Annotated in this window: 17 protein-coding genes; 8 read left to right on the forward strand and 9 right to left on the reverse strand. The window is 62.2% G+C overall.

All coding sequences use genetic code 11. The features are described from left to right. Window positions 1-217 precede the first annotated feature (217 nt). Entirely contained in the window at window positions 218-1,084 is an 867-nt protein-coding gene (locus JQ586_RS36355; RefSeq protein ID WP_212399458.1) for a FadR/GntR family transcriptional regulator, read from the reverse strand. A gap of 81 nt (window positions 1,085-1,165) precedes the next feature. Between JQ586_RS36355 and JQ586_RS36360 the strand changes: the two genes are divergently transcribed. Together JQ586_RS36360 and JQ586_RS36365 are read left to right on the forward strand one after the other, a co-directional pair. Further along, on the forward strand, window positions 1,166-2,305 hold the full coding sequence (locus JQ586_RS36360; protein ID WP_212399459.1) for an acyl-CoA dehydrogenase family protein: 1,140 nt from the start codon (window positions 1,166-1,168) through the stop codon (window positions 2,303-2,305). Continuing rightward, window positions 2,302-3,552: an ABC transporter substrate-binding protein gene (locus tag JQ586_RS36365; protein ID WP_212399460.1), complete on the forward strand. Its 1,251-nt coding sequence runs from the start codon at window positions 2,302-2,304 to the stop codon at window positions 3,550-3,552. The genes JQ586_RS36360 and JQ586_RS36365 overlap by 4 nt, the downstream gene beginning before the upstream one ends. A gap of 93 nt (window positions 3,553-3,645) precedes the next feature. Here the strand turns inward: JQ586_RS36365 and JQ586_RS36370 are convergent, their stop codons facing one another. Next, window positions 3,646-4,539 (reverse strand): alpha/beta fold hydrolase, encoded by an 894-nt coding sequence (locus JQ586_RS36370; RefSeq protein WP_212399461.1) that lies wholly within the window; start codon window positions 4,537-4,539, stop codon window positions 3,646-3,648. Between the two features lie 91 nt (window positions 4,540-4,630). Further along, on the reverse strand, window positions 4,631-5,803 hold the full coding sequence (locus tag JQ586_RS36375) for a phosphotransferase family protein (RefSeq protein ID WP_212399462.1): 1,173 nt from the start codon (window positions 5,801-5,803) through the stop codon (window positions 4,631-4,633). A gap of 253 nt (window positions 5,804-6,056) precedes the next feature. Here JQ586_RS36375 and JQ586_RS36380 point away from each other — a divergent pair, with 253 nt between their 5' ends. Beyond that, entirely contained in the window at window positions 6,057-7,244 is a 1,188-nt protein-coding gene (locus tag JQ586_RS36380; RefSeq protein WP_212399463.1) for an ABC transporter substrate-binding protein, read from the forward strand. 92 nt (window positions 7,245-7,336) lie between these two features. Here the strand turns inward: JQ586_RS36380 and JQ586_RS36385 are convergent, their stop codons facing one another. Together JQ586_RS36385 and JQ586_RS36390 are read right to left on the reverse strand one after the other, a co-directional pair. Further along, a complete protein-coding gene (locus JQ586_RS36385) occupies window positions 7,337-8,527 on the reverse strand; it encodes a CaiB/BaiF CoA-transferase family protein (RefSeq protein ID WP_212399464.1) in 1,191 nt (396 codons plus the stop codon). A gap of 25 nt (window positions 8,528-8,552) precedes the next feature. After that, on the reverse strand, window positions 8,553-9,851 hold the full coding sequence (locus tag JQ586_RS36390) for an enoyl-CoA hydratase-related protein (protein WP_212399465.1): 1,299 nt from the start codon (window positions 9,849-9,851) through the stop codon (window positions 8,553-8,555). A gap of 131 nt (window positions 9,852-9,982) precedes the next feature. Between JQ586_RS36390 and JQ586_RS36395 the strand changes: the two genes are divergently transcribed. The 4 genes from JQ586_RS36395 (at window position 9,983) to JQ586_RS36410 (ending at window position 13,977) form a co-directional block, all read left to right on the forward strand. Then, window positions 9,983-11,164, forward strand: a complete 1,182-nt coding sequence (locus JQ586_RS36395; RefSeq protein WP_212399466.1) for an acyl-CoA dehydrogenase family protein — start codon at window positions 9,983-9,985, stop codon at window positions 11,162-11,164. Between the two features lie 74 nt (window positions 11,165-11,238). After that, window positions 11,239-11,997, forward strand: coding sequence for an SDR family oxidoreductase (locus tag JQ586_RS36400; RefSeq protein WP_212399467.1), 759 nt, complete (start codon window positions 11,239-11,241; stop codon window positions 11,995-11,997). 18 nt (window positions 11,998-12,015) lie between these two features. Continuing rightward, window positions 12,016-12,810, forward strand: a complete 795-nt coding sequence (locus tag JQ586_RS36405; RefSeq protein ID WP_212399468.1) for an enoyl-CoA hydratase-related protein — start codon at window positions 12,016-12,018, stop codon at window positions 12,808-12,810. Window positions 12,811-12,813: 3 nt separating this feature from the next. Further along, window positions 12,814-13,977, forward strand: a complete 1,164-nt coding sequence (locus JQ586_RS36410) for an acyl-CoA dehydrogenase family protein (protein WP_249148599.1) — start codon at window positions 12,814-12,816, stop codon at window positions 13,975-13,977. 97 nt (window positions 13,978-14,074) lie between these two features. Here JQ586_RS36410 and JQ586_RS36415 read toward each other — a convergent pair whose 3' ends face one another. Genes JQ586_RS36415 through JQ586_RS36425 form a run of 3 tightly spaced genes read right to left on the reverse strand, consistent with a single transcriptional unit; the run spans window position 14,075 to window position 16,581 of the window. Continuing rightward, entirely contained in the window at window positions 14,075-15,259 is a 1,185-nt protein-coding gene (locus JQ586_RS36415; protein ID WP_212399469.1) for an acyl-CoA dehydrogenase family protein, read from the reverse strand. Next, window positions 15,260-16,132, reverse strand: a complete 873-nt coding sequence (locus JQ586_RS36420) for a CoA ester lyase (RefSeq protein ID WP_212399470.1) — start codon at window positions 16,130-16,132, stop codon at window positions 15,260-15,262. Continuing rightward, window positions 16,129-16,581, reverse strand: coding sequence for a MaoC family dehydratase (locus JQ586_RS36425; protein WP_212399489.1), 453 nt, complete (start codon window positions 16,579-16,581; stop codon window positions 16,129-16,131). The genes JQ586_RS36420 and JQ586_RS36425 overlap by 4 nt, the downstream gene beginning before the upstream one ends. 12 nt (window positions 16,582-16,593) lie before the next feature. On the opposite strand from JQ586_RS36425, the gene JQ586_RS36430 reads away from it, so the two are divergent. Beyond that, entirely contained in the window at window positions 16,594-17,712 is a 1,119-nt protein-coding gene (locus tag JQ586_RS36430) for an NADP-dependent oxidoreductase (protein ID WP_212399471.1), read from the forward strand. Window positions 17,713-17,723: 11 nt separating this feature from the next. On the opposite strand, the gene JQ586_RS36435 is transcribed toward JQ586_RS36430, so the two are convergent. Beyond that, complete coding sequence (locus JQ586_RS36435) at window positions 17,724-18,599, reverse strand: SDR family oxidoreductase (protein ID WP_212399472.1); 876 nt, start codon at window positions 18,597-18,599, stop codon at window positions 17,724-17,726. Window positions 18,600-18,681 lie beyond the last annotated feature (82 nt).

Below are 18,681 nucleotides of genomic sequence, written 5' to 3' on the forward strand. Positions count from 1 at the left end.
ACCACGACATTGACGGCGTGATCGTCGGCAAGGTCGTCCCAGATCGTGCGCAACTCGCGGATCAGCTTCTGATTGATTGCGTTGCGTGCCTGAGGACGATTCAGCGTCACGGTCGCAACCTTGTCGGCGACCTCGACCTTCAGACATTCATATTTGGCGTAATTGGACACGTTTGCCTCCACTTTTTTGCTGGTTCGGTTTTGACTGCGCGTCGCCGCTAGCGCCGCATCCCGGGCTGCACATCCGCCAATGCGACGTGAAGCGACATCGACCCCGGATCCTGCTCGAGCATTCGCTGGACGGATTCCAGATGTGACCGCAACAACCGGCTCGCCAATGCGGCGTCTCTCTCGCTCAGTGCCGACAGGAACTGCCGCCGTTTTTCCGCCAATCGCGCCATCGCCACGCCGCTCGACGCCACCTTGGCGTACACGAAGCGCATGTGGATCTCGGTGACGGAATCCACGATCATCGCGATCACCTTGTTCCCCGTCGCGGCCGCGAGCAGCTTGTAGAATTCGCGCGAGCACTCGACCCGATCGAGCAACCGTCCTTCCTTCGTGGCCAGCTCCGTCCGCTCGATATTGGCCTCGAGCGCATCCAGATCGGCCCGCCTCGCATGTGCGCAGGCCAACTGCACCACGAGGTCGAGCACGTGGACGCGCGCCTCGGACAATTCTCGCACCGAGATCGTTCCCAGGCTCAGCATGTCCCGCATGACCTCGTTCATGCGGCGCGTGTCGCCCTCCTGGATGAAGGCTCCGCCCTTGACGCCCTTTTGCAGCCGCAACACGCCTGCCATCTCGAGGCTGCGCAACGCCTCCCGCAGCACGTTGCGGCTTACGCCGAGTTGCTGCGCTAGGTCGCGTTCGGGAGGCAGCTTGTCACCCGGCTTGAGGATGCCGAGCGCCAATTGCTCGCGTATCCGCTCGCAAATCTCCTCGAACGTTCGCCTGGTGTGAATCGGCTTGAACGTCGGCGCTGCCGTTACGCCGACTGCGCGGTGCTCGGTAACCCGCTCGCGCCGGTTCGGCGAAGCGTTCCGGAGGCGCAAGGGCGCCCGAGGGCTTGACTTGGTGCTCATGAGGTGGATTATTAAATGGATCACCCATTCAATGGAAGTCCTTTTTTGGCTTCCGGCAAAGAAAACGACCAGGGAGCCTGCATGAGTTTCACCGAGGAGCAGGTCGCGTTCCGCGACAACGTGCGAAGAATGGCCACAAGGCACGTGGCGCCGATTGCAGCCGAGGTCGACGAGACGGACCGGTTTCCGCTCGAACTCGTGAAGCTGTTCGGCGAGATGGGTTTGATGCAGCTCTGGGTGCCGGAACAATATGGCGGCCCCAACGGCAACCTGACCATGGCCTGCATCGCGCGCGAGGAAATCTCGAGGATTTCGCCGGCCTGCGCGTCGATTGCCTGCCTCAACACCATGTTCATCATGCCCCTCCTCCATTTCGGGTCGGAGGAGCAGCGCAGGAAATACCTGCCTGTGATCGCCAAGGGCGGCGTCGTGACCGCGATCGCGATCTCCGAGCCGCAGGCCGGCTCCGACGTCACCGCCATCAACACCCGCGCCAAAAAGGACGGAAACAGCTACGTCCTGAACGGCCGCAAGCAATGGTGCAGCTACGGCGTCGTGGCGGACTATATCGTCGTGATGGCACGCACGAGCGACAGCGCGGGCGCGGATGGCATCAGCGCCTTCATCGTCGAGCCGAAGACGATGCCGGGAATCACGTTCGGGCGGCATGAGCGAAAGATGGGCTTCCGTGGCGCGCCCAACACGCCGATCTTCTTCGACAACGTCCGGGTACCGGCCGAAAACCTCGTCGGAGAGGAAGGCAAGGGCTTTCGGGCGTCGATGCGCACGCTCGATCTCAATCGCCCCACCATCGGTGCGCAATCAGTCGGGCTGGCCCAGGGCGCGCTCGATGCCTGCGTCGCCTATGCAAAGGAACGCAAGCAGTTCAAGAAATCGATCTCGGAGTTCCAGGGCGTCCAGTTCATGCTTGCCGACATGGCCATGCAGATCGAAGCCGCGCGCGCTCTCGTCTATGAGTGCGCGCGCGCGGGTGATGCCGGCGATTGGAAGCGCCTGAATGTGCTGGCCAGCATGGCCAAATGCGTCGGCAGCGACATGGCGATGAAGGTCACGACCGACGCGGTCCAGATCTTCGGCGGCTACGGCTACACCATGGACTACCCCGTCGAACGCATGATGCGCGACGCCAAGCTGACGCAGATCTTCGAGGGCACCAACCAGATCCAGCGCATGGTTATTGCCCGAGAGCTGCTGCGATGAAGATCACAGGACAAATAACGGGAGGAAGCACTTTGGTCGGGATCATCGTTCGAATTGCGGGCGCGCTCGCCCTGTCGGTCGCTTTTGCGGCAGCGCCGGCCTGGGCGCAGAAAGACTACAGTCCGGGAGCAAGCGACACCGAGATCAAGCTCGGGCAGTCGACGCCGCTCAGCGGACCGGCGTCGGCCTTCGGCGCCGGAGCCGGTCGCGCCGTTGTCGGCTTCTTCGACATGCTCAATGAGCAAGGCGGCATCAACGGGCGCAAGATCAACTTCACCCAGCTCGACAACGCCTACAGTGCGCCGAAGGCGGTAGAGCAATCGCGCAAGCTGATCGAGGATGTCGGCGTGCTTGCCGAGGTCGGCACCATCGGCACCGTTCCAAACGTCGCCATCCAGAAATATCTCAACTCCAAGCAGGTGCCCCAGCTCTTCATCACCGCAGGCGGGCGCCGCTTCAATGATCCGAAGACGTTTCCGTGGACCGTGCCGCTCTACCCCGACTTCGAGACCGAAGGCCGGGTGATCGCAAAATATATCCTGGCCAAGCGGCCGGATGCGAAGATCGGGATCCTGTTCCAGAACGACGATTTCGGACGCGACTACGTCAAGGGCCTGAAGGCCGGCCTCGGGCCGAAAGCCTCGCAGATCATCGCCGAGGCCTCCTACGAACTGACCGACCCGACGATCGATTCCCAGATCGTCCAGCTCAAGGCGGCAGGCGTCGACACGCTGATCGAGCAGTCCTCCGCAAAGGCTGCCGCGCAATCGATCCGCAAGGTCCACGAGCTCGACTGGAGCCCCCTCCACGTCATCGGCGGTTCGACCGCGTCGGTGGACACCGTCCTGAAGCCGGCGGGCCTCGAGGCCTCGAAGGGATTGGTCACCACCCAGTTCCTCAAGCAGCCAGGCGATCCCGCCTGGGCAAACGACGAGGAAATCAGGACCTACAAGGCCTTCCTGAAGAAGTACGCGCCGTCAGCCAATCCCGACGATTACTCGGTCCTCGTCGCCTATATGAATGTCAACGCGGTGGCGGCTCTGCTCAAGCAATGTGGGGACGAGCTAACGCGGGAAAATCTCGTCCATCAGGCAACCCTGCTTCACGGCACGCGGATGCCCCTGATGCTCCCCGGCATTTCGATCAGCACGGCGCCCGGCGACTACACGCCATTCAAGAGCCTTCGCATTGCCAAGTTTGACGGAACGAGCTGGGCCCTGTCTGGCGATCCCATCTCGGCGGAATAATGCGGTCGTCGTGGCGGATGCAGTGCATCCGTCACGACGAGGCTTCGCCCCGGCTGCGAACCCGACGCGTGCAAACGAGCTGGCAGTCCCGTCTCACCCGCCTGTAGGCCTGGAGGAGCCCGCGACGCGATCGATCCAGGCCTGCAGGACCGCGAATACCTCGGATCGGTTGGTCTCATTCAGGACTTCGTGGTGCGCGCCGCCAAAAATGTGAGAAGAAACATCCCGCAGACCGGCTTCACGATAGCGTTCGATGAGGGGATGGAACCACGCGAGATTCGAGTTCACGGGATCGCGGTCGCCGGCAAACAGAAAGACCGGGAGTTCCTTGCGGATACGGTCGAGCTCGAGCAAGCTGGCGAGCCTCGGGACGATCGAGAAGAGCGACGCATAGGACCCTTCGCTGACGTTAAAGCCGCAAAGAGGGTCTGAAATATAGGCGTCGACCTCCGACGCGTCGCGGCTCAGCCAGTCAAATGGAGTACGGGCCGGCTCGAAAGCGGCGTTGAGGTCCTGCAACTTCCAACGCCCGGTGGCGGCTGCCGCACCGAGCAAATCCAGCGCCGCCGAACCGGAGAGCGCAACACCGTCGAGCAGATTGCTGTTGTCGAGGATGTAGAGTTGAGCGGCGAAAGATCCCATGCTGTGTCCGAGCAAGATGAGCGGTGCGCCGGTTACCTCGGCGCGCGCGGCCCTGCTCACCTGGACCATGTCCTCAACGACAGCAGGGAAACCACCGGTACCGAATTCCCCGAGTTCGCCGGCATCCGCAGCAGATTGCCCGTGACCGCGATGATCGTTGGCATATACGACGAAGCCCTTCCTGGCCAAAGTGTCGGCGATTGCCCGATATCTGAGTGGATGCTCGCCCATGCCGTGAGCGATCTGAACGATTCCTCGTACCGGCAGATCTCCGTTCCATCGATACAGATTGATCGACTTGCCGTCGAATGTCGGTATTCGACGATTTGATTCGGTTACCGCCATTTTCCCTCACCTCGCTAGTCACAGGACACCGTGCTGTGGTTTCAGCTTAAAGGGCTTCGATGTGCACTCGGGGCCCGTGCCGGCCGGACGATCAGCTGCGGAGCGTGTCCAGATCGGCCATTGCCGTCGAGATGCGTTCCATCATTGCCAGCGTCGTCTCCTCAGGCTGCATGGCCGGCAACAGCGGTGAGTGGCACAAGGTGATCGTCCACATCAGGAGTGCGTGCACCATCTGCTGCCGGTAATGCAAAAAACTCCTGTCAAAGTCCGGCTTCGTCCCCGTCAATCCGGCGAACCGATCGAGATAGCGACGGAGCAGATCCTTCTCCCAGTTGCGGCGGTCATCCGGAGTCAGGGCCGCCGTTACAGCATAGGAAAAGTCCCGCGACCAGTGACCACGGGCAAGGCATTGCCAATCGCACAAGCCCATCTTGCCCGCGCCTGTGCGATACCAATTGCCGATATGCACGTCGGAATGGATTAAACCCTGTGGCTCGCTGTCGTGGACGACAAGGGCCTGCATGGCAGCGGGCCAGACCGCCTCACGCTGCGCCAGCACACTCCTGGGAATGATATGCCCTGCTGCGTCGAAAGCCTTCCGGGTATAGTGTTCGAGGCTCATCTTTTCCGCGCCGATGGTGAACCAGCGCGGATAGCTGGCGACCCAGGGATAACGTTCTGCAAGCTCTCCATTGTCGTAGAAGCGCGCGTGCAACGCAGCCAGAACATCGACCATGTCCTCCGCTGTCTCGCGCGACACATAAGTCTTGTAGTTACAAAACGTCGCCGACTTCGTCGCGACCATGTCTTCGAGCAGGAGGATCGCGGCGTAGGTCTGGCGATCCGACGCGGCGTGATAACCGATCGGCGCCTCGATCCCGAGCTGCGGCCGCAATTGCATGTAGAAGCGGCCTTCGACCCGCGCCGTGCCGTTGAAGCCGCCGATCATGCGCGTGACGACGCTGGGCAGTGACTTCGTGAACATCGATTGCGGGAGGCCCGCACGCTGTCCGGCCTCGTTGTAGCGAACGATCAACTGATGACGCTCATGAGTGCCCGCGCTCGCAGGCTTCACCACAACGCTGGTCACGACCGCGCCTGGAGTCCTTTGGCAGAGTACGGCGGTCAACCATTCCGGCGTAATGGCATCGGGCGAGCACGGGACATCTTCCGCGCGGCGGGCCTTCGGCCGCACCAGGCGCTCGAACGCCACGCGTCCGCCAATCCTGAGCGCAGCCAGCGCCGTTGCACCCGAGGCAGCCATGGACCCTCCCTCTCACCGCCCGATGATCGGCGGCGCAATTAGTACGCTTATGTACTATCTTTAGCACAATCCGGACCGTGTTCAAGGCATGGCGATGCCGCATCGCGTGACTGCGAGCCCGAGTTTTCGCGCCGCAACGCAGCACTCAGGAAGAAATTCGGTCATGACGTGCCCGCAGATATTTTCGTTTGATAATATATGGTATGCTCGTGTACTTCTTATAAGAGCATGACTTGAACGACAGGGAGAGACCATGAGGATTCCGGTACTGATCGGCGTTTCCGCTCTCATTCTCAGCGGTGCGACCGCCGCCGCCGAAAAGCAATATGGGCCAGGCGTCACCGACACCGAGATCAAGATCGGCCAGACCGTCCCCTATAGCGGACCGGCGTCCGCCTTCTCGAGCTACGGCCGCGTCATGGCCGGCTATTTCCAGATGCTGAACGAAGGCGGCGGGATCAATGGAAGAAAGGTCAACCTGATCTCGCTGGACAATGCGTTCAGTCCACCGAAAGCCATCGAACAAACCCGCAAGCTCGTTGACGATGACGGCGTGCTGGCCGAAGTCGGGACGGTCGGCACCGTGCCCAACGTCGCCGTGCAAAAATATCTCAACCAGAACAAGGTACCTCAGGTCTTCATCTCTGCGGGCGGACGCCGCTTCAATGATCCGCAGAATTTTCCCTGGACCGTCCCGTTCTATCCGCCCTTCGAGATGGAGGGAGCGACATTCGGCAAGTTCATTGTCCAGAAAATGCCCAACGCGAAGATCGCCGTGCTCTACCAGAACGACGACTACGGCAAGGACTACCTCACCGGCCTCAAGGCGGGCCTGGGCCCCGAGAACACAGCGAAGATCGTGGCGGAAGCAAGCTATGAGCTCAGCTCCCCCACGGTTGACTCCGAGGTGCTCAAGCTCAAGGCGTCAGGCGCCGACACGTTGATCTACTTCGCGACACCGAAATTTGCCGCTCAGGCGATCAAGAAGGCCAACGAGCTCAACTGGAAACCGGTCCAGTTCCTGGCCAGTCCGGTCAATTCGATCCAGGGCGTGTTGACGCCGGCGGGGCTCGAAAACGTCCAGGGCGCCTACACGACCCAGTTCGCCAAGCAGGCCAGCGATCCAGCCTGGGCCGATGACCCCGAGGTGAAGGATTACGTCGCCTTCATGAAGAAATGGGCGCCGAACGACAGCCCGAACGATTTCATCGCCTTGTCCGGCTACATCAACGCCCAGGCCATTGCGAAGGGCTTGCGGCGATGTGGCGACAACCTGACGCGCGAGAATCTGCTGGCTCAGGCGACGAGCTTCAACAAGGAGCGGGTCGGCATGCTGCTTCCGGGAATCGAGCTGACGAATTCGAAGGAGAACTATTCCCCCTATCGCCGCTTGCGGATGGCGATCTTCGAGAAGACGTCCTGGAAGCTGCTCGAAGAGTAGCGCTCAAATCGCACCCGTATTTGTCGAGCCTCGGCTCGGCAGGCCAGAACGACAGCTCGGTCCGACGTGGGGCCACCGGATCGTTCCGCCGATCAGCCAACGATCTCCTCGCGACGCAATTCGGCGATGCTCGCGGCAGACAGGCCCATTTCCATCAGGACATCGTCGGTATGTTCCCCCAGCATCGGCGGCGGCAAGCCCGGGTCGCGCTCTTCGCCGACAAACGTGACGGGGTGGCCGACACAATTCAGACGACCAGCCGAGAGATGATCGTACTGCATGATGAGCTGGTCCGCCCTGGTGTGCGGGTGATCGAGCAGCTGGGCGAGCGTATTGATCGGCGAGCAGGGAATGCCGACCTCGTTCAGCACTGCATTCCAGTGCGCGACGGTATTGGCTGCGATCACGGCTTGCACATGGCACAGCGTTTCGTCGCGGTGCCTAACCCGATCTGCATTGGTCCGAAACCTTGGGTCGTCCATGACCTCACCAAGGCCTGCGACGCCACAGAACTTGCGCCAGAGATTGTCATTCGCAACCCCGATCATGATCGGCCCATCCGCGGCTTCGAAGGCCTGGTAAGGGCATAACGATTCATGACTGGAGCCGCATTTGGCCGGTTGCGTTCCCCGCTCCCAGAAGGTCTGGAGGTTGTAGCCCAAGAGCCCGAGCGCGGTGTCGAACAGCGACACCTGGATCGCCGTGCCCTTGCCCGATCTCTCGCGCGCCAGCAGGCCGGCAAGTATGCCGCTGAAAGCGTGCACGCCGGTCATCTGATCGATCGGAGAGATCGGGCTGCGGATATAGCCGCCGCCTTCGTCCCCCGTCATCGACATGATGCCGCTGAAAGCCTGCAGGATCACGTCATAGCCCGGCGAATTCCTGAGAGGTCCGGTCCGGCCGAAGCCCGAGATGCTGCAATGGACCAAGCGGTCGTTGAGTGCGCAAAGGCTCGCAGCGTCGATGCCGAGCCGCTCGGCGACGCCCGTGCCGAAGCTCTCGATCGCGACATCGGCGGATTTCGCGAGCTCTTGCACCAGCCTGCGTCCCTTTTCGGACTTCAGGTTGATCGCGATGCTGCGCTTGTTGCGATTGGCGCTGAGAAACACCGTGCCGAGACCCGGCGCAGGAAACGGCGGCCATCCCCGTGTCTCATCCCCCTGCCCCACCGCTTCGACCTTGATGACCTCGGCGCCAAGATCACCGAGATATTGCGCGCAGAGCGGACCGGCGAGCACCTTCGAAAGATCGAGAACCTTGATACCGTCAAGAGGTTTTGCCACGACTTCTCTCCTATTGCTCCGTCGATCAGGTCAGTCCTGCGGCGAATAGGCCGCCGAGATAGGCGGGAAACCCTGCCTGCGTGACCAGGAGATAGTCCGCGGCCCGACGCTCCGGCTCGTCGAGTTGCGATCGCCAGACAGCGGCCGCGGCATCCGCATTCGCAAGCCGCGCCCGCAGCAGCTCCTTGCCCCAGCTCGTCGGCTCGTCATCAATCCAGTAGACTGCGCCCGCGACATGACCGTCGAACTCGGCTCGAGACGCGGCGTCGACGCGAAACCCTGCCCGGCAAAACGCATCGGAAAGTTCCTTGCCCCGCTCGGATTGGACGCCGAGCGCGTTCGAGACAGCGCCGACGGCTTCCGTGACCTTTGGATTCATTCCGTTCCTTTTCAGCCGCTCGTGGTCGAGCCGGCCGAGAAACAACGTTCTGATCATGTTGCGAGGCTCTCGCCTCTGGATCAGTTTCGCAAAGATCTGCATCTCGGTCCGGATTGCGGTATCGAAGTCCTGCGAAAATCCCTGCTCGACGCAATCAAGAATGGCTGATGGTGCCGGGTAATGCCCTAGTGTCTCGGCGAGCATCTTGCTTCGGCTCTCTGCAACGACGGCGGCGACGTGCGGTGCCTCGCCGGCTTGCCAATCCGGGCGATCCCAGGGCTGCACAGCCTGCGCACGCGACAACACCCAGCGCTCGGCGGCGTCAATCTCTTCGCCTGGCGGCACCAGTTCGTGTGCAAGACCGATTGTTGTCGCGGCCTGCCCCCCGATCCGCGCGCCCTCCAGCAGCACCGGCAGCGCGGCCTGGATTCCGATCAGGCGCGGCAGCCGCTGTGTTCCACCGCCGCCCGGCAACAATCCGACGAGCGATTCCGGTAGACCGAACGTCGCCTGCCGGTGATCCGCGAGGACCCTGTGATGCGCCGCAAGCGCAAACTCGCAACCACCCCCCAAGGCCAGGCCCGCGATCGCCACCGCGATCGGTTTGCCGGCCGTCTCGAGCCTGCGCAAGCCATGGCTCAGTCGAAAGAAATGCTCGAAGGCCAGGCGATCGCGGTCGACGGCCGGCGCCGCCATGATCATGTCGTAGGCCGTCTCCAGCTCGGCCAGGTCGGCCCCCGCGCAAAAGGCCGACGATTTGCCGGATCGGATCACGACGCCGGCCATATCGCTCGCCTTGAGCCAATCCGCAAACCGGCCAATTTCCTCGATCGCGGCGTTGGAAAACACGTTCACCGATCGGCCAGGCATGTCGAAGATGAGGTGCACGACGCCGTTTCCCGATACTTCGATCCGAAATTGCTTCAGCTCCGGTCCGATCGCCATGGTTCCCTCCCTCGCGCCCATAACAGTGCGCTTGTGTACTATTATCGCTTGCCTTGATATCGTCTCGAGTTGTATACGCAAATAGAATACGGTACACTAGCGAACTAAATCAGACGGGGCGCGTTTTGACAATGATCGAGCGCACGATCTTTCGCGAGGAACATCAGATTTTCCGGGAAACGGTCCGGCGCTTTGTCGAGCGCGAGATCGTGCCATTCCACGCCAAGTGGGAGGAGGACGGCATCGTCCCCCGGGAGCTGTGGCTGAAGGCCGGGTCCGCCGGCCTGCTGTGCTGCACCGTGCCCGAGGAGTATGGCGGCATGGGGCTGGATTACCTATTTGACGTCGTCGTCTTCGAGGAACTCTGGCGGTCGGGCGCCAGCGGACCAGGCTTTTTGATTCATACCGACCTGGTTGCGACCTATATCTTGTCCTTCGGCACCGAGGAGCAGAAGCGCAAATGGCTCCCCCGGATGGTTTCCGGCGAAGCGATCGGCTCGCTCGGCATGACCGAACCCCACGCCGGCAGCGACCTCAAGGCGATCCGGACGCGCGCCGTGCGCGACGGTGACGAGTTCGTCGTGAACGGCCAGAAGGTCTTTATCTCCAACGGTCAGCTCTGCGATTTCATCGTTCTGGCGACCAAGACCGACAGCCATGCCGGCGCCAAGGGCGTGACGCTGTTCATCGTCGAAAGCGATCGCCCCGGTTTCAAGCGTGGTCGAAATCTGGAAAAGCTCGGCATGAAGGCGCAAGACACTTCGGAGCTGTTCTTCGACAATGTCAGGATTCCCGCGGGCAATTTGCTGGGTAAGGAGGGCAAGGGATTTGCCCAGATGATGACCAAACTGTCCCAGGAACGGCTGGCGCAGGCGATCCGGTCTGCAACTGTCGCCGAGACCGTCATCGACTGGACGCTCCAGTATACCTCCGAGCGAAGCGCGTTCGGCCAAAAGCTTGCCAATTTTCAGAATACCCAGTTCAAGCTGGCTGATCTCAAGACCAAAGCGACCGTCGCCCGCGTCTTTACCGACAAGTGCATCGCACTCTTCATGGAAGGCAAGCTCGATCCAGTCGACGCGGCGATGGCCAAGATGTTTACCTCCGAGCTGCACTGCGAAACGGTCGACGAATGCCTGCAACTGTTCGGCGGCTGGGGCTACATGTGGGAATATCCGATCGCGCGGGCCTATGCGGATGCGCGGATCGTCAAGATCGCCGGCGGCTCGATCGAGATCATGAAGACGATCATTGCACGACAGATGTACTCGCAGCGCGGATTTGACATCCAGAAGAACGGCGCGGCCTCATAGACGTCCGTCCGCATTCGAGACATCGAGGGTCGGCGGAAAAGCCAAGGAACGACCAACGACAAGGGAGATCAGCGTTGAAGGGCCTATCGGGAAGAGTTGCCGTCGTGACCGGCGGCGGACAAGGCATTGGCCGCGGATTGACGCTCCGTCTGGCAGAAGAAGGCTGCAAGGTCGCCATCTTCGACATCAACCCGCAAGGCGGCGAAGAGACCGCCAGACTCGCGCCGCAGGCGGTGATCAAGACCTATGCGGTCGATGTCGGAGACGCCGCCTCCGTCGGCGAGGCCGTTGCCAGGGTCGAAGCCGAGCTCGGTCCGATCTGGCTCCTCGTCAACAACGCCGGCTGGGATCGCCCGATGCCATTCCTGAAGACCGACAGGGAACTCTGGGACAAGATCATCCGCATCAATCTCTACGGGCCGCTCAATACTCACAGGGCGATCGCGCCGTTGATGGCCGAGCGCGGCGGCGGCCGCATCGTCAACATCGCCTCCGACGCCGCACGCGTCGGTACCAGCGACGAGGCCGTCTACTCTGCCTGCAAGGGAGGGTTGATCTCGTTCACCAAATCGCTGGCGCGAGAGCTGGCCCGCAAGAACGTACTGCTCAACGCCGTCTGCCCCGGCCCGACCAACACACCGATGATGGCGGCGGTCCTTGGCGAAGGCGAGCACGCCGTGAAGTGGAAGGACGCGATGGTCAGGGGCATCCCGCTCAAGCGCATGGGCGAGCCGGATGACTACGGCGGGATCGTCGCAATGCTTGCCTCCGACGACGGAAAATTCATCACCGGACAAACCATTTCCGTCTCCGGCGGAATGAACATGATCTAACTCGCGCGAGGAAACGCCATGACCGATCCGAAACAGTTCACCGACGTCGTCTACGAAGTGCGCGACCGCGCCGCCTGGATCATCATCAACCGGCCCAAGGTCTACAATGCCTTCCGTGGACAGACGCTCGAGGAACTCATCCAGGCCTTCCAGCTCGCCGGCAACGATCGCAACGTCGCGAGCATCGTGCTGACCGGCGCTGGCGACAAGGCCTTCTGCACTGGCGGCGATCAATCCGCGCATGAGGGTCAGTATGACGGCCGCGGCGTGGTGGGCCTGCCGATCGACGAGATCCAGGGCCTGATCCGCGACGTCCCGAAACCAGTGATCGCCCGGGTCAACGGTTTTGCCATCGGCGGCGGCAATGTGCTCGCTACGCTGTGCGACCTGACCATTGCGGCCGATACCGCGCAATTCGGCCAGGTTGGCCCCAAGGTCGGGTCAGTTGACGCCGGGTGGGGCACGGCGTTCCTGGCACGTCACGTCGGTGACAAGAAGGCGCGCGAGATCTGGTTCCTCAACGAACGCTATACCGCCGAACAGGCGCGCGAGATGGGCCTCGTCAACAAGGTCGTCCCTGCCGCACAGCTCGATGCCGCGGTGAAGGACTGGACCGACAAGCTCGCGCTGCGCTCACCGACCGCCATCGCGCTCGCCAAGCGGTCGTTCAACGCCGATTCCGACAATATTCGCGGCATCAGCAATTTTGCACTCCATGCCGTCAAGCTGTTCTACGATACTCCGGAGTCCAAGGAAGGCGTCGCTGCATTCAATGAGAAACGTGATCCCGACTTCCACAAGTTCACGCGATGACACTTGAACGGCCCGACAGACATGCTGCCCAACCGACCCGTATTCGACGAAGAGCACGCGCTCCTGCGCGACAGCGTCCGCCGTTTTGCCGCTGCGAAAATCGCACCGCATTTCCAGGACTGGGAGAAGGCCGGAATAATCGATCGCGCGTTGTGGCCGGCGGCCGGCCAGGCCGGTCTGCTCTGCCCGCAGGTGCCGGAGCAGTACGGCGGCATCGGCGGAGACTTCCGGCATAACGCCGTCATCATCGAGGAGCTTGCTTATTCGGGCTTCGCGGGTCCAGCGACCGACTTCTCTGTCCACAATGATGTCTGCTGCGGTTATCTGCTGAGCTACGGCACGGAGGAGCAGAAGAAAAAATGGCTACCGCGTTTGGTCTCAGGCCAGACCGTCTGCGCGATCGCCATGACCGAGCCGGGGACCGGCAGCGATCTCCAGGGTATCCGCACCCGTGCGGTCCGCCAAGGCGACGAGTACGTCATCTCCGGCCAGAAGACCTTCATCTCGAACGGCCAGACGTGCGACCTCGTCATCGCGGTGACCCGCACCAATCCGGATGGCGGTTCACGCGGCATGAGCCTGATCCTCGTCGAGGCCGACCGCGCGGGCTTCCGTCACGGCCGCAACCTCGACAAGCTCGGCCATCTCTCATCCGACACGTCGGAATTGTTCTTCGATCAGGTCCGCGTTCCCGTCAGCAATCTGCTTGGCCCGGAAGGCGGCGCAATGGCGGCGCTGATGAGCGAGCTGCCGCAGGAGCGATTGACCATCGCGCTCCACTCGATTGCGTCAGCACAGAAGGCATTCGACATCACCAAGGCCTACGTCCAGGAGCGCAAGGCCTTCGGACAGCCGATCGGAACCTTTCAGAACACGCGGTTCAGGCTGGCTGATCTCAAGTCTGACCTCGCCGTCGGCTGGGCCTTTGTCGACCAGTGCCTGAGCCAGCATGTCCGCGGCGAGCTGACGACCTATGCCGCCTCGACGGCAAAGCTCTGGGTCACCGAGATGCACGGGCGGCTCGTCGATCAATGTCTGCAATTCTTCGGGGGCTACGGCTTCATGCGCGAATACGAGATCTGCCGCCTGTTTGCCGACGCGAGGGTGCTGCGCATCTATGGCGGCACATCGGAGATCATGCGAGAATTGATTTCGCGCAGCCTCTAGAGCGCCTTCGAGCGAAGTGCGCACCGGTTCGCGTGAAGAGAACGCGTCAAGACAACGCGTCAAGACAACAATCCACCGTCGCGGCTGACGATCTGGATCAGTAGCTCTTCGGCAGATCGAGCACTTTCTCGGCAATGAAGCTCAGGATCAATTGCTCGGTGATCGGCGCGAGCCGGGTGATCGAGACTTCGCGGAACAGCCGCTCGACGTGGTACTCCTTGGCATAGCCGAAACCGCCATGGGTCATGATGGCCTGCCAGGCAGCGTCGTGGCCGGCACGGGCGCCGAGCAGCTTGGCGCTGTTGGCTTCGGCGCCGCAGGGCTTTCCACTGTCGTAGAGCCAGGCTGCGCGCATGGCCATCAGCCACGCCGCCTCCAGATACATCCATTTTTCAGCCAGAGGATGCTGGATCGCCTGGTTCTGGCCGATCGGGCGGTCGAAGACGACGCGTTCCCTGGCGTAGCGCGTGGCCCGGCGCAGGGCGTCCTGTCCGATTCCGATGGCTTCCACCGCGATCAGGATCCGCTCCGGGTTGAGGCTGTGAAGGATGTACGAGAAGCCCTTCCCTTCCTCACCGATTCGATCCTCGTCGGGAATGAACAGACCGTCGATGAAGATGGCGTTGGAATCCACCGCCTTGCGGCCCATCTTCGGGATCCGGTGCACCTCGATCTTCGAGCGATCGAGGTCGGTGTAGAAGATGGTAATGCCGTCTGTCGGCCGCTTGCAGTCCTCGAACTTCGTGGTCCGCGTCAGCAGCATGATCTTGTTGGCGACCTGCGCCGTCGAGGTCCAGACCTTCTGCCCGTGGACGCGATAGCCGCCCGGCACCTTCGCAGCGAAGGTCTTGATGCGCGTGGTGTTCAGCCCGGCATCGGGCTCTGTGAAGCCGAAGCAGCATTGATCATCGCCCGACACCAGTCGCGGCACCCAGCGCCGCTTCTGGTCGTCGGTTCCCTTCACCACGATCGGATGCGGCCCGAACAGGTTGATATGCACCGCGGACGCGGAGGTCATGCCGCCGCCGTGGCTTGCAACCTCATGCATCATGATCGCGGCCTCGGCGACCCCCAGGCCTGCGCCGCCATATTCTTCCGGCATCGTGATGCCGAGCCAGCCGGCATCCGCCATTGCACGGTGGAACTCGCGGGGGAAGACACCATCCTCGTCCCGCTCCAGCCAATATTCATCGTCAAAGCGCGTCACGACTGCACGAACGCCTTCGCGGATCGCGGCGTGGTCTTCCGGAACGTCGACCTGGTTTGCGAACGATCTGTCCATTCAAACGACCTCCCCGACTGACGCCAAGGTCCTCCTTGCAGCCACCAGATGCGGAATGTCGTACATCTTCCCGTCGATCCCGACCGTGCCGACATCCGGCGTGGCAGCGAAGGTCGCCACGATCCGACGCGCATGCGCAAGATCGGCATCCGACGGCGTGAAGCAGGCGTTGATGGTGGCGACCTGATCCGGATGGATCGCAATCTTTCCGACAAAGCCGTCCCGGCGCGCGATCCGGCAGCTTTCGGCGAGGCCATCCTGGTCCCTGAAATCGGCGTAAAGCGTGTCCAGCGCCGCGGCGCCGGCGGCTCCGGCCGCGAACAGGCATTGCGCGCGCGCCACCTGATAGGGGAACGTCCAGGCGCCGTCCGGCTCCTTGTTGGTCAGCGCGCCCAACGCCGCGCCCAGGTCTTCTGCGCCCCAGGTCAGCGCCACCAGCCGCTTGTTCCCGCGGTTGTAGCCGTTAAGGCCGATCATGGCCGCTGGCGTCTCCGTTGCGACGACCAGGAGCTTGACGTGCCCCGGCGAAACGCCCGCGGCAACTTCCAGTGCGTCGACGTAGTGCGAGACGAGATCGACATCGTCGATCCCGTTGACCTTCGGGATCAGGATGCCGTCGAGACCCGGACGAACGATCGCTGCCAGATCTTCCAGCGTCAGCCCTGTGCCAAAAGGGTTGATCCGGACCAGGAACGCCCAGTTCCTCGGACCGCCGCCAAGCAGATTCTTCACGGCACCGCGAGCAAAGTCCTTCCGACCGGGCGCAACCGAGTCCTCGAGATCAAGGATCAGCGCGTCGGCCCCGATCCGGTCGGCCTTGGCGAACTTGCGTTCGCTGTCGGCCGGCACAAAGAGGAGCGATCGCAATCTCATGTTAGCCTCCGCATCATCAGCCCGTTCCTGCGACAGTAGACTACCTCCTCGTCACGCTGATTGAAGCCGCGATGCTCGAACGTCACGATGCCCTGCGTCGGACGCGATTTGCTTTCCCTGACAGCGAGAACCTTGGTCTCGGCCCGCAGCGTGTCGCCGGCAAAAACCGGGCGCGGGAATCGCGTGTCCTCCATGCCCAGATTGCCGACGGTGGTCCCCAGCGTCGTGTCCTGAACCGACAGCCCAATGATCAGTCCGAGCGTGAAGATCGAGTTCATCAACGGTTTTCCGAATTCGGTCCCTTTGGCATATTCGTGGTCGATATGGACCGCCGCCGGATTGTAAGTCAGCGACGAGAACAGGATGTTGTCCATGTCTGTTACGGTGCGCCTGATCTCGTGGATGAATGTCTGCCCAACCGAAAATTGCTCGAAGAAGAGCCCGGCCATTTTGTGCGCCTCTTGTTTGATTTCTGGCGGCCCGAGCCGCCACAACGTCCTTGTCTCCCAACCACTTTCTATCGTACCGTGCAATCGTACACAAGTGTACTATTTATGGAGATCGTCATGACCTTTCGTGAGAACCGGCAGGTCCGGCTCGTGGCCAGGCCGCGGGGGATCCCGCAAGCGGAGCACTTTTCGCTGGTGACGGAACCGGTCGCCGCGCCCGGCAAGGGCGAGATCCTGATCGCAAATCGGTACCTCTCGGTTGATCCGGCACAACGCGGATGGGCTAACGATGAAGGGAATTACAGCGCGCCCGTCCCGCTCGACACGCCCATGCGCGCGCTTGCGGTCGGCGAGATTCTCGAGAGCAACGTGCCGGAATTCAGGCCCGGCGAGCACGTCTACGGATGGTTTGGCTGGCAGCGCTATTGCGTCACGGCTCCGCAATCGGTCCTCCGCCGCGTCGCTGCATCGCCTCTCCCGCTGAGCGCCAATCTGAGCGTGCTCGGAATGAATGGCATCACGGCTTACCTTGCCTTTCACGGCCTGGGCGACCCGAAAGCGGGCGAGCATGTGCTGGTGTCGACGGCAGCCGGCAGCGTGGGAAGCTTTGTCGGCCAGCTCGCAAGGATCGCGGGCTGCCGCGCCGTCGGGTTGACAAGTTCTGCCGACAAGGTTGCGCTGGCGAAAGCCCGCTATGGCTATCAGGACATGATCAACTACCGGGAGGCCTCCGACCTTGCTGGAGCCATCCGCGCTGCGTGCCCGGACGGCAATGACATCTTCTTCGATAACACGGGCGGTCCGATCGCCGATGCCGCCATTCGAACGATGCGCTTGGGTGGCCGGGTGATTCAGTGCGGCACGGCGGCGAACACATCCTGGTCTCCGGTTCCGACCGGTCCGCGCCCCGAGCGCGAAATTCTCACTCGGCGCCTGCGCTGGTCCGGCTTCATCATCTTCGATCATCTCGCCGAGTTCGAAACGGCGGCAGCGCGCCTCGCCGAGCTCGCGCTCGCCGGCAAGATCGTCCATGACGAGGAGATCCTGCCGGGCCTGGAGCACGCCCCCGGCGCCATCGCCCAGCTCTACCGTGGCGAGAACCGCGGCAAGCTGATGATCGCAGTGGATTGAGCGACGGCCTGTTACGCGCTGGCCTTGCGCTTCATCACCTCCGGAACCTTGGCGCGATGGAAGCCTTCGTACGGCGTGCTGCGGCTGTGCGGCTCGAGCTTCCAGGTGGTGCGGGCATTCGGCGTTCCGCCATCGACACGCAGGCAGGAGCCGGTGATATAGGCCGCCGCCGGTGAAAGAAGATAGGTGATGGCGGCCGATATCTCTGCCTCGGTCCCGAAGCGTTGCAGCGGCACGCGCTCGGTGAAGTCATGGAGCTTCTTCTGCATCTCCGGAGTATACGTATCAAAGCCGCTCGATACGATGCCGCCGGGAGCGACCGCATTGACCCGGACGCCCGACGCCGACCATTCGCAGGCAGCCGTCTCCGTCAATGTCAGCATGCCGCCGCGGGCAGCGGCCGAGTGGCCAAATTCAGGCCAACCGTGCCAGATGTCGGCGATGATATTGACGATGGCACCGCCATTCGCCTCCATCCAGCGGTTATAGACCTCGCGCATGAAGATGAAGCCGCCAGTCAGATTGTTGCGCACCACGGCCTCGAACCCCCTGGTCGAGATGGCCTTCAGCGGCGCACGAAACTGGCCACCGGCATTGTTCACCAATCCATCGATACGGCCAAATCTTGCCAACACCGCATCAACGGCGCCAACAACCATCGTCTCGTCACGGATGTCGCAGACATGGCTCATTGCCTGACCGCCGTCCTCCTCGATCTCCCGCTGCACTTCGGCAAGCTTGTCGATGGTTCTGCCCAGGATCGCGACGTTCGCGCCGAGTGCGGCGAGTTCGTGAGCCGTGCAGCGCCCGATCCCGCTGCCGCCGCCGGTTACGATGACGGTCCGGCCCCTGAACAGATCCGGCCTGAACACGGTCTGATATGGCATCTCCTGGCTCCCTGAAGTCCTGGCGGCTGTCGCTGCAGGCATTGCGCTCAATTATCGTACACTATATTACTATTTCCATCAA

It is taken from the genome of Bradyrhizobium jicamae, assembly GCF_018130215.1.
Lineage (GTDB): Bacteria > Pseudomonadota > Alphaproteobacteria > Rhizobiales > Xanthobacteraceae > Bradyrhizobium > Bradyrhizobium jicamae_A.